Source organism: Arthrobacter sp. zg-Y916 (genome assembly GCF_020907385.1).
In the GTDB taxonomy this organism is placed as follows: domain Bacteria; phylum Actinomycetota; class Actinomycetes; order Actinomycetales; family Micrococcaceae; genus Arthrobacter_B; species Arthrobacter_B caoxuetaonis.
Map to the genome: position 1 here is coordinate 449,476 of NZ_JAJJOD010000001.1, position 16,791 is coordinate 466,266.

General features: G+C 67.1%; 14 protein-coding genes. 10 read left to right on the top strand and 4 right to left on the bottom strand.

The features are described from left to right. Window positions 1-15: 15 nt before the first annotated feature. On the top strand, window positions 16-1,047 hold the full coding sequence (locus LOC59_RS02145) for a hypothetical protein (protein WP_227894112.1): 1,032 nt from the start codon (window positions 16-18) through the stop codon (window positions 1,045-1,047). Here LOC59_RS02145 and LOC59_RS02150 read toward each other — a convergent pair. The 3 genes from LOC59_RS02150 to LOC59_RS02160 form a co-directional block, all read right to left on the bottom strand. Continuing rightward, entirely contained in the window at window positions 1,044-1,928 is an 885-nt protein-coding gene (locus LOC59_RS02150) for a 1,4-dihydroxy-2-naphthoate polyprenyltransferase (protein WP_227894113.1), read from the bottom strand. The genes LOC59_RS02145 and LOC59_RS02150 overlap by 4 nt on opposite strands. 226 nt (window positions 1,929-2,154) lie before the next feature. Continuing rightward, window positions 2,155-3,291, bottom strand: coding sequence for an AMP-binding protein (locus LOC59_RS02155; RefSeq protein WP_227894114.1), 1,137 nt, complete (start codon window positions 3,289-3,291; stop codon window positions 2,155-2,157). A 6-nt stretch (window positions 3,292-3,297) separates the two neighbouring features. Beyond that, on the bottom strand, window positions 3,298-4,251 hold the full coding sequence (locus tag LOC59_RS02160) for a 1,4-dihydroxy-2-naphthoyl-CoA synthase (protein ID WP_227894115.1): 954 nt from the start codon (window positions 4,249-4,251) through the stop codon (window positions 3,298-3,300). A 95-nt stretch (window positions 4,252-4,346) separates the two neighbouring features. On the opposite strand from LOC59_RS02160, the gene LOC59_RS02165 reads away from it, so the two are divergent. The 7 genes from LOC59_RS02165 to LOC59_RS02195 are packed head-to-tail and all read left to right on the top strand — an operon-like array spanning window position 4,347 to window position 14,147. Continuing rightward, window positions 4,347-8,072, top strand: a complete 3,726-nt coding sequence (locus LOC59_RS02165; RefSeq protein WP_229970452.1) for a nitrate reductase subunit alpha — start codon at window positions 4,347-4,349, stop codon at window positions 8,070-8,072. Continuing rightward, complete coding sequence (gene narH, locus LOC59_RS02170; RefSeq protein WP_229970454.1) at window positions 8,072-9,748, top strand: nitrate reductase subunit beta; 1,677 nt, start codon at window positions 8,072-8,074, stop codon at window positions 9,746-9,748. Before LOC59_RS02165 ends, narH begins: the two co-directional genes overlap by 1 nt. Further along, on the top strand, window positions 9,745-10,443 hold the full coding sequence (gene narJ, locus LOC59_RS02175) for a nitrate reductase molybdenum cofactor assembly chaperone (RefSeq protein ID WP_227894118.1): 699 nt from the start codon (window positions 9,745-9,747) through the stop codon (window positions 10,441-10,443). The genes narH and narJ overlap by 4 nt, the downstream gene beginning before the upstream one ends. Beyond that, complete coding sequence (gene narI / locus LOC59_RS02180; RefSeq protein WP_227894119.1) at window positions 10,440-11,267, top strand: respiratory nitrate reductase subunit gamma; 828 nt, start codon at window positions 10,440-10,442, stop codon at window positions 11,265-11,267. Before narJ ends, narI begins: the two co-directional genes overlap by 4 nt. A gap of 26 nt (window positions 11,268-11,293) precedes the next feature. Next, window positions 11,294-12,529, top strand: a complete 1,236-nt coding sequence (locus tag LOC59_RS02185) for a nitrate/nitrite transporter (protein WP_227894120.1) — start codon at window positions 11,294-11,296, stop codon at window positions 12,527-12,529. 39 nt (window positions 12,530-12,568) lie between these two features. Continuing rightward, window positions 12,569-13,294, top strand: a complete 726-nt coding sequence (locus LOC59_RS02190) for a histidine phosphatase family protein (protein ID WP_227894121.1) — start codon at window positions 12,569-12,571, stop codon at window positions 13,292-13,294. Further along, complete coding sequence (locus tag LOC59_RS02195; protein WP_229970456.1) at window positions 13,278-14,147, top strand: NAD(P)H-hydrate dehydratase; 870 nt, start codon at window positions 13,278-13,280, stop codon at window positions 14,145-14,147. Before LOC59_RS02190 ends, LOC59_RS02195 begins: the two co-directional genes overlap by 17 nt. Window positions 14,148-14,161: 14 nt before the next feature. On the opposite strand, the gene LOC59_RS02200 is transcribed toward LOC59_RS02195, so the two are convergent. Continuing rightward, window positions 14,162-15,220 (bottom strand): NAD(P)-dependent alcohol dehydrogenase, encoded by a 1,059-nt coding sequence (locus tag LOC59_RS02200; protein WP_229970458.1) that lies wholly within the window; start codon window positions 15,218-15,220, stop codon window positions 14,162-14,164. An 87-nt stretch (window positions 15,221-15,307) separates the two neighbouring features. Between LOC59_RS02200 and LOC59_RS02205 the strand changes: the two genes are divergently transcribed. Then, window positions 15,308-15,988, top strand: coding sequence for a TetR/AcrR family transcriptional regulator (locus LOC59_RS02205; protein ID WP_229970460.1), 681 nt, complete (start codon window positions 15,308-15,310; stop codon window positions 15,986-15,988). A 34-nt stretch (window positions 15,989-16,022) separates the two neighbouring features. Next, window positions 16,023-16,781: a CPBP family intramembrane glutamic endopeptidase gene (locus tag LOC59_RS02210; RefSeq protein ID WP_229970462.1), complete on the top strand. Its 759-nt coding sequence runs from the start codon at window positions 16,023-16,025 to the stop codon at window positions 16,779-16,781. Window positions 16,782-16,791: the final 10 nt, after the last annotated feature.

Sequence of the window (16,791 nt, forward strand, 5' to 3'; positions counted from 1 at the left end):
GCAGTGGGGGAGCGCATGGCAAATACAGAACTCAGCAACCGATCAGAGCAGAGCGAAAGCACCTACAACCGGCGCTGGCTGCTCGCAGTGATTGCCGGCCCGCTGGCCCTGGGACTGACTGCCGCAGGGTGGATGGCCACGGTGGCCGGCAGCCTTCCCGACCAGCTGGCGAGCCACTGGGGCCCCGACGGTGTCGACGGGTACTCGTCGTTGTGGGGCATGGCGGCCGTTGCGGTTTTTGCCAGCGGAGGAACCGGTGCTGTCGTCGCGGGCCTGTCCGTCCTGACCCGTGGCTATTCGGCGGTCATTGCCCGCATCGGGGTTGGGCTCGGAATCGCCCTTGGCGTGCTGATGACTGGTCTGGCCGTCGCCGTCGTCGCCGGACAGATTGGGCTCGCTGATGCTTCACAAGCTGAGATCGATTCCCCGGTGATGTGGATATCCGCCGTCGCAGGCTGTGTGGCCGGTGCTGTCTGCGGCTGGCTGTACAGGCCTGGGGAGGTGGACCGTACTCCCGACGCAGATACTGTGGCCGCCGACGCCGACGCAGCCAGTGAAGACTCAGCCGTAGCCGCAGCTGCGCGTCGGGCTGCCGCCAACCGGGAAAGCATGGTCATCAAGATCTCAATGGGGCCGGTCAGCTGGCTGCTCAGCCTGGGCACCGGCGCCGCGGTAGCCATGAGCCTCGTCTTTGTCCATCCGGCCCTGGCCCTGCTGGGGCTTCCCGCCGCCGCGCTGATCTGGATCTTCTGCTCGGGAAATGCAGTAATTGACGACGCCGGCGTGCGGGTTCTGGCTGGTGGGTTCTGGAAACTGATGCCGCTTGAATACCGGGAAATCACCAGTGTGTCCGTGCAGGATATACAGGCGCTGGACTTTGGCGGCTGGGGCTACCGGATCAGCCCGGCCGGAACCGGGTTCATTGTGCGCAGCGGTCCCGCTCTGATCCTGACAGGCGGCTCCAGGCCGAAGTGCGTCATTTCGATGCCGGACGCCGAGACCGCCGGACGTGCCTGCTCTCTGGTCAGGGCTTACGGGGCTAGCTAAGCCAGCAGGCGGGTCAGCACCAGGGCTAGTCCGTAGATCACGCTGAAGCCCAGGTTGATCAGGCCGGTCTGCTTGAGCACCGGAATCAGGCTGCGGCGCTTTTTGCCCTTGAGCATCAGCCAGCTGGGCATCAGGCACGCAGGCAGCAGCAGCAGGACCAGCAGCACCCACGGGTAATCGCCCACCAGCAGCAGCGGAAGCAGCAGTGCCAGCGCGAGCATCATCACGTAACTGATCCGCGCGGCGTCGTCCCCCAGACGTACGGCCAGGGTCCGTTTACCCGACTCTCGGTCGGTGGGAATGTCGCGGACGTTGTTGGCCATCAGGAGCGCTGTGGCGATCAGGCCGGTCGAGACGGCACCGATCCATGCCGCGCCGCTGACCTGCCCGGCCTGGGTGAACGTGGTTCCGAGCGTCGCCACCAGGCCGAAGAACACAAAGACGAAGACGTCGCCCAGGCCCATGTAGCCGTAGGGGTTGCGCCCGCCGGTGTAGCCCCATGCAGCGGCGATGCAGCCCACTCCCACCAGCAGCAGGAACCAGGCCTGGGAGAGGACCACGAGTGCCAGGCCTGCAGCCATGGCAACACCGAAACAGGCGAACGCTGCGTACTTGACGTGCTTCGCCGCGGCCGCGCCCGAACCGGTGAGCCGCAGCGGGCCCACCCGGTTGTCATCGGTGCCGCGGACGCCGTCGGAATAGTCGTTGGCATAGTTCACGCCCACCTGCAGGAGGATCGCCACAACGGCGGCCAGCAGGGCGTTCACCCAGCGGAGGCCTCCGAGGTCATACGCCGCTGCCGTACCGATGATGACGGGGGCAACCGCCATCGGCAGAGTCCTCGGACGTGCTCCTTCGAACCATTGCGCCGGTGTGGCCACAGTTAATCCTTCTTCGTTGGCTTTTTTAGGCTGATGCTGGCCGCCAGGATGCGCTCCTGCCGGCCAGCTTCATTCTCCCGCACGGCCGCCGGGAGCGCGAAAACGCCTTCCACCGTGCGTCGGGGGGGGGGGGGGCGGGGGGCGCCCCCCCGCCGGCGCCCCCCCCCCCCCCCCCCCCCGGGGGGGGGGGGGGGGGGGGGGGGGGGGGGGGGAGGGGTGAGCTGGGCTAGCCGCGGGCGGCAGCGAGCAGCCTGCGGATGGCCACGCGGTCGGTCTTGCCGCCGGGCAGCAGCGGCATCCGCTCCAGTTCCACAACGACCTTCGGGACCGCCGGCGCGCCAAGGACGGAGCGGATCGTGTTCCGCAGCCGGTCAGCTTCCACGGAGCCGACGACGACGATGCCCACGACGGCGCCCCATTCGGGGTCCTCAAGCCCGAGGGCAACTGCCTCGCGGACCTCGGCGAGCTGCTCGGCCGCGGCGGCAACGGCAGTGCCGGAGACTTTGACCCCGCCGGTGACAATGACGTCGTCGAGCCTTCCGGAGACGGATACGGTTCCGTCTGCGGCAACGGACCCGGTGTCATCAGTGCGGAACCAGCGCTTGCCGGAGTGGAAGGCGAACCGCTCCGCAGTGAGCTCGGGAGCACCGAGGTAACCGTCGGCCAGCATGTCCCCGGCGATCCACAGCCGTCCCTGGTCCTCCTGCACATCGACGCCGGGCAGGGGAGCCCCGTCGTACACGCAGCCGCCCGCGGTCTCGCTCATGCCGTAGGTGCGCACCACATTCAGGCCCAGGGCAGCGGCTTCGGCCAGCAGCGCCGGGCTGGCGGCCGCTCCGCCGAGCAGAATCGTGTCGAACCTGCGCAGCACGGACAAGGTGTCCTCCGCGGGATCGGTGAGCAGGCGGTGCAGCTGGGTGGGCACCAGGGACGTGAGCCGTGTGCGGTCTGTCATCGCCTGGGCCGCCGTCGTGAAGGCCTCCGGGCTGAACGGGGATCCGGTGTCCAGCAGGACCGGCTCCGTTCCGGCAAACAGGGAGCGGACCAGGACCTGGACACCGGCAATGTAGTGGACCGGCAGGGCCAGCAGCCACTGGCCGTCCCTGCCCAGATGCATGGCCGTCGCCATCGAGGAGGCCGCAAGGGCATCGGTGCTGAGCATGGTCTGCTTCGGGGTCCCGGTGGAACCGGACGTACTGATCACCAGCGCAATATCGTCATTGGGCAGTTCCCCGGTGAAGGTCTGCGCCGGGTCAGCATGCGGAGCCACGGCAGGACCTTCCCCGGCCAGCGCTGCTGCCAACGGGGGCAGCAGGTCACCGGCATTGAAGCCGGCGGGAGTGTGGACGGGAAGCAGTTCCATGGTGTCCTAGAAGTAGTAGGGGAAGGAGGACCAGTCCGGGTCCCGTTTGGCCAGGAACGCTTCCTTGCCTTCGACCGCCTCATCCGTCATGTAGGCCAGCCGCGTCGCCTCACCGGCGAAGACCTGCTGGCCGGCCAGGCCGTCGTCGGGCAGGTTGAACGCGAACTTCAGCATACGGATCGCCTGGGGGGACTGCCGCGCGATGTCGGCGGCGTATTCCAGGGCCACCTTTTCCAGGTTCTCGTGGTCCACGGCTTCGTTCACGGCGCCCATGGCCACCATGTCCTCGGCGGAATACTCGCGGGCCAGGAAGAAGATCTCACGGGCACGCTTCTGCCCGATCTGGCGCGCCAGCAGCGCCGAACCGTAGCCGGCGTCGAAGCTGCCCACAGTGGCGTCGGTCTGCTTGAACTTACCGTACTGGCGCGAAGCGATGGTCAGGTCCGCCACCACATGCAGGCTGTGTCCGCCGCCGGCAGCCCAGCCGTTGACGACGGCGATGACCACCTTGGGCATGGTCCGCATCAGGCGCTGGACCTCCAGGATGTGCAGCCGTCCGGCGCGGGCCGGGTCGATGGTTTCCTGGGTTTCCCCGTCTGCATACCGGTACCCGTCCCGGCCGCGGATCCGCTGATCGCCGCCGGAACAGAAGGAGTGCCCGCCGTCCTTCGGCGAGGGACCGTTGCCGGTCAGCAGCACTGTCGCGACGTCGGGGGTCATCCGGGCATGGTCCATGGCCCGGTACAGCTCGTCAACGGTACCGGGACGGAACGCGTTGCGGACCTCCGGGCGGTTGAAGGCAATCCGCACCGTGGGAAGGTCACGCACGACGGCGCCGTCGGCGTCGCGCTCCACCTGGCGGTGATAGGTCATGTCCTGGAAATCGTCGAAGCCGCCAACCACCCTCCACTGCCGGGGATCGAAGATGTCAGAAACCTGCTCGGGAAGATGTGTGCTCACGGTCTCGAGTTTATCGCGGTGGCATCTGGGCCCGGTCCGGACGGTTTTCGACCGGTATCCTATGAGCGTCCGGGGGCCAGGCGTAGCTTGTAGAAATGGCTAGCAGCTCCGCTACGGGGACAGACGGCCCCGCATCAGACGCACTTCTCAAACTCGGCAGGTTCTTCACTCGCTGGGATGAAACCGCCGACGGCCGGGCGGTTTTCCGTGAAGGCGGACGGAAGGGCGATGCCTTCTACCGGAACCGCTGGAGCCACGACAAGGTGGTCCGCTCCACGCACGGCGTGAACTGCACAGGGTCCTGCTCCTGGAAGGTCTATGTCAAGGACGGGATCATCACCTGGGAGGCGCAGGAAACCGACTATCCCACCGTCGGCCCGGACCGGCCCGAGTACGAACCCCGGGGCTGCCCGCGCGGCGCCGCGTTCTCCTGGTACACCTATTCGCCCACCCGGGTCCGCTTTCCCTATATCCGCGCGGTCCTGCTGGAAATGTACCGGGACGCAAAGCGGTCTTCCGGCGGCGATCCGGTGCTGGCCTGGGAATCGCTCATTGCAGATCCGGAGAAGCGCCGCACCTGGCAGCAGGCGCGCGGCAAGGGAGGCCTGGTCCGGTCCAGCTGGCAGGAAGCCCTGGAGATGACGGCGGCGGCGCACGTTTCCACGGTCAAGAACTTCGGCCCGGACAGGTGTACCGGTTTCTCTCCGATTCCTGCCATGTCGATGGTGTCCCACGCGGCCGGCGCCCGGTTCATTAACCTCATCGGCGGGGTGATGAACAGCTTCTACGACTGGTACGCGGACCTTCCGGTAGCCAGTCCGCAGGTCTTCGGCGACCAGACCGACGTTCCGGAATCCGGGGACTGGTGGGACGCGACCTACCTGATGATGTGGGGCTCGAACATTCCCGTGACCCGGACCCCTGATGCGCACTGGATGGTCGAAGGGCGCTACCGCGGCACCAAGGTGGTGTCGGTGAGCCCGGACTACGCGGACAACACCAAGTTCGCCGATGAATGGCTGCCGGTCCAGGCGGGCTCCGACGCCGCCATGGCCATGGCTATGGGGCACGTGGTCCTGAAGGAGAACTTCGTGGACCGGCGGGTGCCGTTCTTCGAGGACTACGTCCTGCAGTACACGGACCTGCCGTTCCTGGTGACGCTGGTGGACGGTCCCGGCGGGACAACGGTCCCGGGCAAGTTCCTCACCGCGCAGGATCTGGGCGGTGACGCCGGAGAGGCAGCCGACGCCGCCTTCAAGACGGTCCTGCTGGACCGGACCAGCGGTGCACCGGTGGTGCCCAACGGTTCCCTGGGTTTCCGGTACAACGACGACGACGCCGGCAAGTGGAACCTGGACCTGGACGGCGTGGTGCCCGCCCTCTCCCTGGCCGACGCCGCCGGCTGGCTGGGAGAGACCAGCGGCGTGGACCTGCCGGTGTTCTCCGACCCGTCCGGGGCGGGGTCAGTGGTGCACCGCGGCGTGCCGGTAACAACCGTGGCGGGGAAACGGGTGACCACCGTTTTTGATCTGATGCTGGCCCAGTACGGCGTGGGCCGGGAGGGTCTGCCCGGGGACTGGGCGGCGGGGTACGACGACGCCGCCACGGCCTACACGCCCGCCTGGCAGGAGGAACTGACCTCGGTCAAACCCTCGGCAGTGATCCGGACCGCCCGGGAGTTCGCCGCCAACGCGGAGAAATCCAAAGGCCGGTCGATGATCATCCTGGGTGCCGGGATCTGCCAGTGGTACCACGGGGACGTCACGTACCGGGCGATCCTGGCCATGCTGATGCTGACCGGCTGCGAGGGCCGCAACGGCGGGGGCTGGGCGCACTATGTGGGGCAGGAAAAGTGCCGCCCGATCACCGGCTGGGCGGCCATGGCCTCTGCCGGGGACTGGAACCGTCCGCCGCGGTTCATGATCGGCACGGCATTCTGGTACATGCATACCGACCAGTTCCGCTCCGACGGGTATTCCACCGATGCCGTGCAGTCCCCGCTGGCGGAGGGACACCTTCGCGGCATGCATTCGGCGGACGTGATCGCCAAGTCCACCCGGATGGGCTGGATGCCGTTCTTTCCGCAGTTCGACGCCAAAAACTCCCTGGACGTGGCGGATGAGGCAGCCGGCGGCGTCGCGCGCGGTGAAGCGCCCACCGAGGCCCGCTGGGTTGCGGACCGGCTCAAGGAGGGGAAGCTGCGCTTTGCGGTGGAGGACGTTGACGCACCGGAGAACTGGCCGCGGACGCTGATCCTCTGGCGTTCCAACCTGCTGGGCTCTTCGGCCAAGGGGGAGGAGTACTTCCAGAAGCATCTCCTCGGCACCCTGAACAACGTCATGGGGAAGGACCACGGCGATGCCCGGCCGAAGGACGTGGCCTGGAGGGAGGACGCGCCGCAGGGAAAGCTGGACCTGCTGGTCTCTGCGGACTTCCGGATGACCAGCTCCACCCTGCTCTCCGACGTCGTGTTCCCCGCGGCGACCTGGTACGAAAAGTACGACCTCTCCTCCACGGACATGCACCCTTACGTGCATGCCTTCACACCTGCCATTGCCCCGCCGTGGGAAGCGAAATCGGACTTCGACCTGTTCCGGCTGCTCGCCGACGAGTTCTCGCGGCAGGCCGGAAAGCACCTGGGCGTGCGGAAGGACCTGGTCGCCACTGCCCTGACCCATGACACCCCCGGTGAAATTGCGCAGCCCGGCGGCCATGCCCCCGACTGGAAAGACACGGAGATTCCCGCGGTCCCGGGAGTGAACCTGCCCAACCTGGCGGTGGTGGAACGGGACTACACGGCGATCGGGGACAAATTCGTGGCAATGGGCCCGCTGGCCGAAAAGCTGGGCTTCACCACGAAGTACGTCACCTATGACGTTTCCAAGCAGGTCCGGCAGCTGGCCGCAAAGCACGGGGTGTTCGACTCCGGCGCAGCCCGCGGCCGCCCCGCCGTCGACACCGACGCCCGGATGGCCGAGGCGATCCTCCTGTTCTCCGGAACGACCAACGGTGAACTCGCGGTCCAGGGCTTCGAAACCCTGGAAAAACGCACCGGAACGCCGCTGGCAGACCTGGCCATCGGTGCACAGGACAAGCTCATCACCTTCAGGGACACGCAGGACCGTCCGACGCCGGTGATCACCTCCCCGGAATGGTCCGGGTCGGAATCCGGCGGACGCCGCTATGCGCCGTTCACGATCAATATCGAGCGGCTGAAACCTTTCCACACCCTCACCGGCCGGATGCACTTCTTCCTGGACCACGACTGGATCCGGGACATGGGCGAGGCACTGCCGGTGTTCCGGCCGCCGCTGGACATGGCCCGCCTGTTCGGTGAACCGCAGCTCGGCACGCGGGGCGAGCTGTCCGTGGCCGTTCGCTACCTGACGCCGCACAACAAGTGGTCCATCCACTCCGAATACCAGGACAACCTGTTCATGCTTTCCCTCTCACGCGGCGGGACAGCGGTGTGGATGAGCCCGCAGGACGCGGAACTGATCCAGGTGCGGGACAACGACTGGGTGGAGTGCGTGAACACCAACGGGGTCCTGGTGGGACGGGCGATCGTCAGCAGCCGCATGCCGGCCGGCGTCGTCTACGTCCACCACGCGCAGGAGCGGATCATCGACACACCGAAGTCCGAAGCCACGGGCCGCCGCGGCGGCATCCACAACTCCGTGACGCGGATCCTGGTCAAACCCACCCACATGATCGGCGGTTACGCCCAGCTTTCCTGGGCCTTCAACTACCTGGGCCCCACGGGAAACCAGCGGGACATCGTCTCGGTGGTCCGCCGGCGCTCGCAGGAGGTGAGCTACTGATGAGGATCATGGCGCAGACGGCGATGGTGATGGCGCTGGACAAGTGCATCGGCTGCCACACGTGCTCGGTGACCTGCAAGCAGGCGTGGACCAACCGTGCCGGCACGGAGTACGTCTGGTTCAACAACGTCGAAACCCGCCCGGGCCAGGGCTACCCGCGGCGCTACGAGGACCAGGAGAAGTGGAAGGGCGGCTGGGAGCTGAACAGCCGGGGAAACCTGAAGCTGAAGGCCGGCGGGCGGATGGCAAAACTCTTCGGCCTGTTCGCCAGCCCCGTGCAGCCCGAACTCAGCGACTACTACGAACCCTGGACCTACGACTATGAGAACCTGATCCAGGCGCCCGCCGGCAACGACTTCCCGGTCGCGCGCCCGAAATCCCTGATCACCGGCGAGGACACGAAGATCACCTGGTCAGCCAACTGGGATGACGATCTTGGCGGCGCCCCGGAGCACGCCAGCCAGGACCCCGTGGTGGAAAAGCTCCGCCGCGATGCCGAGGACAAGGTCAAGTTCGAGTTCGACCAGACCTTCATGTTCTACCTGCCGCGGATCTGCGAGCACTGCCTCAACCCGTCCTGCATGGCCTCCTGCCCCTCGGGCGCGATCTACAAGCGCGAGGAGGACGGCATTGTCCTGGTGGACCAGGACCGCTGCCGCGGCTGGCGGCAGTGCGTTACCGGCTGCCCCTACAAGAAGATGTACTTCAACCACCGTTCCGGCAAGGCCGAGAAGTGCACCTTCTGCTACCCGCGGATCGAGGTGGGGATCCCCACCGTGTGCGCGGAGACCTGCGTGGGCCGGCTGCGGTACATCGGGATTTTCCTGTACGACGCCGACCGGGTCACCGAAGCGGCGGCAACCCCCAACGAGCAGGATCTCTACGAGGCGCAGCTGGACCTGATGATGGATCCCAACGACCCGGAGGTCATCGCCGCAGCCCGGGCCGAAGGCATTCCGGAGGACTGGCTGGACGCGGCCCGCCGTTCCCCGGTCTACACCCTGGCCAAGGAACTGCGGGTGGCCCTCCCGCTGCATCCCGAATACCGGACCATGCCCATGGTCTGGTACGTGCCGCCGCTCTCTCCGATCGTGGATGTGCTCAAGGACCAGGGGCACGACGGCGAGGACGCAGCCAACCTGTTCGGTGCCATCGAAGCGCTGCGCATCCCCGTGGAGTACTTGGCCGAACTGTTCACGGCCGGGGACACGGACCTGGTGACGTTGGTGCTGCGGAAACTCGCCGCAATGCGTGCCTACATGCGGGACATCACGCTGGGGGACCCGCCGGACGAATCCATCGCCGAAGACGCCGGCATGACCGGCGAGGCCATCGTGAGGATGTACCGGCTGATGGCTGTCGCCAAGTACGAAGAGCGCTACGTCATCCCCAGCGCCCATCTGGAGGACGCCCACAACCTCGAGGAAATCGGCTGCTCCCTGGACACTGACGGCGGACCGGGCATGGGCCAGACCGGCGTGTTCGGTGAAGCCTCCGGACGGCCCATGCCGGTGGCGGTGGAGAACTTCGCCGCCCTTGAAGCGCGCCAGCGAGGTGATGATCCGGCCGGGAACCGGGACATGGCCGGGCGGGTGAACCTGCTGAACTGGGACGGCCGCGGTTCGCCCCGCGGTCTGTTTCCCTCGGGACAGGGCAATGGCGGTGAGCGCAGATGAGCCTGCTGGAGAAGCTGCTGGGCAAACCCGGCAAGGGAACGATGGCCCCGGAAGCCTACGCGGACCGCACTCCCGGGCGCAGCGCCGTCGTCCGCCAGGTGGCCTCGCTGCTGCTGCAGTATCCGGAGGAGCACCTTCTGGAATCAGCGCCGGTGCTGCGCACTGCGCTGGAGGAAGCCGGCGCCCTGGACCCGGGGATGCAGGAACTCTTCGCCTGGCTGACCGCGCGCCCGCTGCGTGACGTCCAGGCGGACTACGTCCAGGAATTCGACCTGTCCAAACGGCACAGCCTGCACCTGACCTACTGGACGGACGGTGACACCCGCCGCCGCGGCCAGGCACTGGCCGCTTTCAAGGAGGTCTACCGGGAACACGGGATGCTCCCCGAAGGCACGGAACTGCCCGACTACCTGCCGCTGGTCCTGGAATTCGCCGCGAAGGTCTCACCGCCCGACGGGTATGAGCTGTTGCAGCGTTACCGCCCGTCGCTGGAGCTGCTGCGCCTGGCGCTGCGGGACGCTGACCTGCCCTATCACCATGTGCTGGCCCTGGTCTGCTCCACCCTGCCGGGTGTCTCGCCGGAAGATGCCCAGACCGTGATGCGCACCGCCGGGTACGGCCCGCCCACCGAATCCGTGGGACTGGAACCCTACAGCTCCCGGCTGCTGCCGCTCTCGGAGAGGACCCGGCCATGAGAAGCGCCGCGCCCGCTGTCCCGCTGGATGTGCCGCCGCCGGAAAACGTGCAGGTCACCCTGGGTGATGTCATGCTCTGGGGGGTGCTTCCCTACGTGGTGATCGCCGTCCTGGTGCTCGGCTCCATCTGGCGGTACCGGTATGACCAGTTTGGCTGGACCACCCGTTCCTCCCAGCTCTACGAGGCCCGCATCCTGCGCATCGCCTCGCCGCTTTTCCACTTCGGGATCCTGGCAGTGATTGCCGGGCACTTCATCGGCCTCGTGATTCCCCAGTCCTGGACCAGGGACGTGGGCATCTCAGAGGGGCTTTACCACGCGATGGCCCTGGGAATCGGGCTGATCGCCGGGGTAGGGACCATGGTGGGGATCGTGCTGCTGATTTACCGGCGCCGCACCACCGGGCCCGTATTCATGGCGACGACGCGGAATGACAAGCTGATGTACGTCGTCCTGGTCGCGGCGCTGTTCGCCGGGCTGGCAACCACCCTGATTTCAGTGTTCGATCCGGGCATTACCGACTACCGCGAAACGGTCTCGCCCTGGTTCCGGTCCATCTTCATCTTCCAGCCGGACATTGCGGCGATGACCGCGGCGAGCCTGTCCTTCAAGATCCACACCCTGTGGGGGCTGGCCCTGTTCGCCATCTGGCCCTTCACCCGGCTGGTGCATGCCTTCACAGCTCCGCTGCAGTACCTTTTCCGCCCCTACATCGTCTACCGCTCCCGCGGGAAGCGCGGGGCTCCCGGCGCGGTGCCTCCCCGCCGCGGCTGGGCCCCGGTGGGAACACCGGACCGGGACCGGAAAGGCGTTCCCCCGCAGTGAGGAATCCGTAGAGAGATAGGACGGCCATGGCATCGGCACCATCCGCATCCGCGGCGCCGGACCTCAAGTCCGGACAGCTGCTGAACCTGATCACCGCCACGGTTGCTTCCACCGTGGGGTTCTGGGCGTGGACCATCATCGGCCCGCTGTCCGCCCGGTACACCCAGTCCATGGACCTGAATCCAAGCCAGGCTTCGATCCTGGTTGCCATGCCGATCCTGGTGGGTTCCATCGCCCGGATTCCGGTGGGCGCCTGGACCGACAGGTACGGCGGGCGGCGGATGTTCACCATTGTGCTGGGCGTGACCGCACCGCTGGTGCTGCTCACCGCCGTCGCCGGGGAGACCGGCAGCTACGGTCTGATCATCGTGGTGGCGTTTTTCCTCGGAATCGCCGGCACGGTGTTCGCTATCGGAATCCCGTTCTGTTCCGCCTGGTACGACCGCAGCCGCAAGGGCTTCGCCACCGGGGTTTTCGGTGCCGGCATGGTGGGTACCGCGGTGTCGGCCTTCTTCACTCCCCGGCTGGTCAGCGGCGTCGGCTACTTCAATGCCCACCTGATCATTGCCGGCGTCGTGGGGCTCATGGCTGTGCTCAGCTGGCTGGTGCTGCGCGAGTCTCCGGCCTGGAGCCGCCCGACCGAGCCCACCCTGCCGAAAATCCGGCATGCCTTTACGCTCAAGGTCACCTGGCAGCTGTGTTTCCTTTACGGCGTGGTCTTCGGAGCCTTCGTGGCGTTCTCCAACTACCTGCCCACCTATCTGGGCAACGTGTATGACTACGATGCGACGGCGGCCGGCACCAGGACGGCCGGCTTCGCCGTCGCCGCCGTGATTGCCCGGCCGATCGGCGGGACCATCGCGGACAAGATCGGGCCGAAACTCGTCACGCTTACCTCCTTTGCCGGGACGGTGGTGCTGGCCATGGTGGTGGCGTTCCAGCCCAGCCAGGAACGCGTCTATGGAACAGCGTTCCTGCTGATGGCCCTTTTCCTGGGCCTGGGCACCGGCGGGGTGTTCGCGTGGGTGGGCCGGGCGGCACCGCCCAAGGATGTTGGCACCGTTGGCGGCATCATTGCCGCCGCAGGCGGGCTGGGCGGCTACTTCCCGCCGCTGGTCATGGGAGCCACCTACGACGCCGAACACGCCAGTTACTTCGTGGGCTTGACCCTCCTGGCCGTCTTTGCCGCCCTGGCGCTGCTGCTGACGTTCACCGTTCGCAACGGCGGAAAAACCGACGAACGGCTCAAGGCCCCGGCCTAAGCCCTTGGCACGGAGCGGCTGCTGAGTAGAGTCGGACGAATGGGTGCCACAGAGCTGATCCTCATCCGTCACGGCGAGAGCGCCGGCAACGTTGCTGCCACGCTGGCCCAGCGCACGGGCGCGGAGGTGATCGACGTCGGACTCCGGGATCCGGATGTACCGCTCAGCCCGGACGGCGAAGCCCAGGCGGCCGCGCTGGGTGCCTGGCTGGCCGGCATCGCGCCGGATGAGCGCCCTGAGTCGGTGTGGTGCTCTCCCTACCTCCGGGCCCGGCAGACTGCGGAAATTGCCGGGCTGGCACCGTTCCGGGTGGATGAACGCCTGCGTGACCGGGAACTTGGCATCCTGGATCTGTTGACCTCCCGCGGCGTCGCGGCGCGTTATCCCGCAGAAGCCGAGCGCAAGCAGTGGCTGGGCAAGTTCGCCTACCGCCCGCCGGGCGGGGAGTCGTGGGCGGACGTGGCGCTGCGGCTGCGCTCGCTGCTCCGCGACCTCGACGACGGCGAGGACGGACGGCGCGTGGCAGTGGTCTGCCACGACGCGGTGATCCTGCTGCTGCGCTACGTCTGCGAGGGGCTGCTAGAAGCGGACCTGCTGGATATCGCCGCCGCGAACAGTGTCCGCAACGGCTCGGTCACCCGGCTGGTGCGCCCCTCCGGGACGGGCCCCTGGGAAGTGGCAGTGTTCAACACAGTGGACCATCTGGCCACCGGCGGAGCCCCCGTCACCGAACATGCAGGAGATGACAATGTCCACCCCCGCTGAACTGCTCACTCCTGCTCTGCTGCGGTCCTGGCAGGTTTCCCGCGACGCCGAGGGCAAGGACGACCGCGGGACCGTGCTGGTGGTCGGCGGTGCCCGGCGCACTCCCGGAGCGGCGATCCTCACCGGCAGGACAGCGCTGCGGGCCGGGGCGGGGCGCCTGACACTGGCCGTTGCCGAGTCGGCTGCGGTCGCCTCCGCCGTGGGGCTTCCCGAGTGCGGGGCTGTGGGACTGCCGGAAAACGGACTGCGCATTAACGGAGCAGCAGCAGCCGAAGCGCTGGGCACAGACCTGGCCGGCGCCGACGTGGTAGTGGTGGGCCCGGGCCTGGACAACGCCGAGGACACGGCCGAGCTGCTGCGCGGCCTTGTCCCGGGGATCGCGGACGCGGCGTCCGTCATCCTCGACGCTTACGCCCTGGGTGTGCTTCCGGGCCTGCCCGAACTCCACGCCGCCCTCTCGGGCCGGCTCGTCCTGACACCGAACCGGGCGGAGGCGGCCCGGCTGCTCGGTGAAGAGACAGTGGACGACGCCGGGGCTGGCGCTGCGGAGATTGCGCGCCGGTATGGCGCCGTAGTGACCAGCCGGGGGAGGATCACCGCGCCCGACGGACGAGCCTGGGAAGTGCCGGCCGGTAATCCGGGGCTCGCTACCTCGGGCAGCGGTGATGTCCTGGCGGGCGCGGTAGCCGGATTCCTCGCCCGCGGCGCCTCGCCGGAGCAGGCCGCCTGCTGGGGCACGTACCTGCACGCCACAGCGGGGGACAGGCTCTCTTCTGCGAAGGGTCCGCTGAGTTTCCTGGCGAGCGAACTGCTCGAAGCCATGCCCCAGGTGATGACGGAGCTGACGGTCTGAGCCCTTCGCCGCTGTTAGCTCCCCGTAACCAACAGGACGATGCTGCCTTGAACTGTGCCTGATTCAAGCCGCTGCATGGCGGCCGCTGTCTCATGCAGGGGAAAGCGGCTGTCGATCGGGGGTACCAGGGCACCGGATTCCAGGAGCGGTGAGAGCCGTTCCAATTCACTGCCGCTTTCCTTGGCGAGGGCGTTCAGGAAGTGCCGGCGCCCCCGGTCGAACACACCAAGGATCCGGCCGCCGATCTGGCGTTCAATCATTCCTCCGGTCAGGCTGCCGCCACCCTCGCCGCCGACCAGCACCGCGGTGCCACCCGGCTTGAGTGCCCGGCGGAGCCGCCCCAGGGAAGGGTTCCCGGCGATATCGATGACCGCATCGTAGAAGCCCTCCTTAGCCGCAAAGTCTTCGGTCCGGTAATCGAGGGTTCTCTGGGCGCCGAGCTCCCGGACGAAGCCGGCCTTGCCTGCGGAACATGCACCCGTAACCTCGGCGCCTGCCGCCGCAGCGAGCTGCACCGCGATGCTGCCCACTCCGCCGGCCGCTCCAAGGACGAGAACACGCTGTCCAGCGGACACCCGTGCAATATCGGTTACTGCCCGAAGTGCCGTCAGCCCGGAGACCGGTACCACCGCTGCCTGGTCAAAATCGAGGTGCGCGGGCATGGGTGCCAGCTTGCTTTCCCGGGCCGCGGCATACCCGGCGAAGGATCCCTTTCCGATTCCGTAGACCCGGTCTCCGGGCTTGAACCGCGTGACCCCCGCGCCGACGGAGACGACGACTCCGGCAAGGTTAAGCCCTGCCACGGGCCGGCGCGGGCTGCGGATGCCGAAGAACACTCTCAGCAGGTAGGGAGTGCCCGTCATGACGTGCCAGGTTCCCTTGGCGAGTCCGGCGGCATGCACCTTAACGAGCACATCCTTTTCGGAGACGGCAGGAAGGGGGACCGTTTGCAGTTTGAGGACCTCCGGTCCGCCGTAGCCGTCCTGGACCACGGCCTGCATGCGGGCAGGCAGGGGGTCATCTTGCATCTCCCCGGGTCGGTTCAGCGGGAGCTTGGCGTTCGTTCCGGACATGGCATTGCCTTTCGCTTCGAAGAATCACCCTTACTTAGTACGGCGCACGCTACCTTACAAAGTATGGCTGCGGTAGGGTTGGCGGAAATGAATGAACGACTGGACTCCGCCCGCCTGCCGCTGACCCGCGATTTGGTGCTCCTCCGCGCCGTCGGGCTTGCCGATGAAGGTGGGCTTGGCGCGCTCACCATGCGCTCCCTGGCGCAGGCACTGGGGGTCAAGCCCATGTCCCTCTACCACCACGTTGCCAACAAGGAGGAAATCCTGGACGGTCTGGTGGACCTTGTCTTCGCAGAAGTTGACCTCCCGTCGGATGGGCCGTGGCGCCGGGAGATGGAGCGCCGGGCGGCATCCCTGCGGAGCGCCCTTGCCAGGCACCCGTGGTCGGTGGGGCTGCTGGAAACGCGCACGTCTCCGGGCGCTGCAACCCTGCAGCACCACAACGCTGTGCTGCGCGTGCTGCGGGAGGCCGGTTTCAGCATTGAGGGAGCAGGACATGCATATGCGCTGCTCGACAGTTATATCTACGGGTTCGCGCTGCAGGAAGCGGGCCTGCCCGTTGGCACTCCGGATTCAGACCCCGAGGTGGTGGAGGCCATGGCACGGTCCTTCGCTCCGTCCGACCTGCCCTACCTCGCCGAAACGGCCATGTACCGCGTGATGCAGCCCGGCTACGCCTTCGGAGAAGAGTTCGGATTTGGCCTGGGGATCATTCTGGACGGGCTGGAAGGACTCCTGGTGCGGGAACGGGAATCGGCAGGCGCCTGATGCCTGCGCACCCCCGGACCGATACTGTTGATTGATGGCCTCACCTGAAATTCCGGCCCGTCCCGGACGCCCGGCTGTCCTGAGCGAACCTCCGCTGAGTTACCGGTTCACCAGGGCCGACGGCGCCGCGCTCGCGTTCTATGTGGGTGCGCTGTTGCTTCTGAGCCTGACTCCCGCGGCGCTCGCGGTTACCGCCGTGATCGAAGATCCCGTGCTGGCGTCCTACGCGGTGAACTTCACGTTCTACCTCATCGCAGGGTTCCTGGCGGTGATCGCCGCCCGGGCCTACGTGGTGCGTGAAACCCGGATCCTGCTGACCCGGCCCTGGCTGACGCTGGGTGTGATTCCGCTGTCCGTCATCGCGATGCTGGTGGCGACCATGGTCCTGGTGCTGATCACCGGCCCGCCGCAGACCTCGGTGAACCAGGCTGCAGCTCAGGACCTCATGACTTCGGTGTCACCGTGGCTCATCGTTCCGCTTTTTGTGGTGCTGGCCCCCTTTGTGGAGGAGTACATCTTCCGGCACCTGCTGATCGGCAAGCTGTCCCGCCGCTGGAACATCTGGGTCTGTGCCCTGCTCTCCCTGGTGTTGTTCTCCGCAATCCACGTGGTGCAGGAAGCGGACTTCTCCCTTCCGGTGGTGGCTCCGTACCTGGCCATGGGCGCGGTGCTGGTCGGGGTCTACATCTGGGCAGGGAACAACTTCATGCTTTCCTACGCCGTACACGCGGCGAAGAACCTGCTGGCCGTGCTGCTGACCTACGCGGTCCCGGTGGAACTGCTGCAGCAGTAGTGCCGGGTGC

Excerpts from the sequence above, each read along its gene's own strand:
- LOC59_RS02145 (WP_227894112.1), top strand. The coding sequence starts at position 16 with ATGGCAAATACAGAACTCAGCAACCGATCAGAGCAGAGCGAAAGCACC.
- LOC59_RS02155 (WP_227894114.1), bottom strand. The coding sequence starts at position 3,291 with ATGGAACTGCTTCCCGTCCACACTCCCGCCGGCTTCAATGCCGGTGAC.
- LOC59_RS02165 (WP_229970452.1), top strand. The coding sequence starts at position 4,347 with ATGGCTAGCAGCTCCGCTACGGGGACAGACGGCCCCGCATCAGACGCA.
- narH (WP_229970454.1), top strand. The coding sequence starts at position 8,072 with ATGAGGATCATGGCGCAGACGGCGATGGTGATGGCGCTGGACAAGTGC.
- narJ (WP_227894118.1), top strand. The coding sequence starts at position 9,745 with ATGAGCCTGCTGGAGAAGCTGCTGGGCAAACCCGGCAAGGGAACGATG.
- narI (WP_227894119.1), top strand. The coding sequence starts at position 10,440 with ATGAGAAGCGCCGCGCCCGCTGTCCCGCTGGATGTGCCGCCGCCGGAA.
- LOC59_RS02185 (WP_227894120.1), top strand. The coding sequence starts at position 11,294 with ATGGCATCGGCACCATCCGCATCCGCGGCGCCGGACCTCAAGTCCGGA.
- LOC59_RS02190 (WP_227894121.1), top strand. The coding sequence starts at position 12,569 with ATGGGTGCCACAGAGCTGATCCTCATCCGTCACGGCGAGAGCGCCGGC.
- LOC59_RS02195 (WP_229970456.1), top strand. The coding sequence starts at position 13,278 with ATGTCCACCCCCGCTGAACTGCTCACTCCTGCTCTGCTGCGGTCCTGG.
- LOC59_RS02200 (WP_229970458.1), bottom strand. The coding sequence starts at position 15,220 with ATGTCCGGAACGAACGCCAAGCTCCCGCTGAACCGACCCGGGGAGATG.
- LOC59_RS02205 (WP_229970460.1), top strand. The coding sequence starts at position 15,308 with ATGAATGAACGACTGGACTCCGCCCGCCTGCCGCTGACCCGCGATTTG.
- LOC59_RS02210 (WP_229970462.1), top strand. The coding sequence starts at position 16,023 with ATGGCCTCACCTGAAATTCCGGCCCGTCCCGGACGCCCGGCTGTCCTG.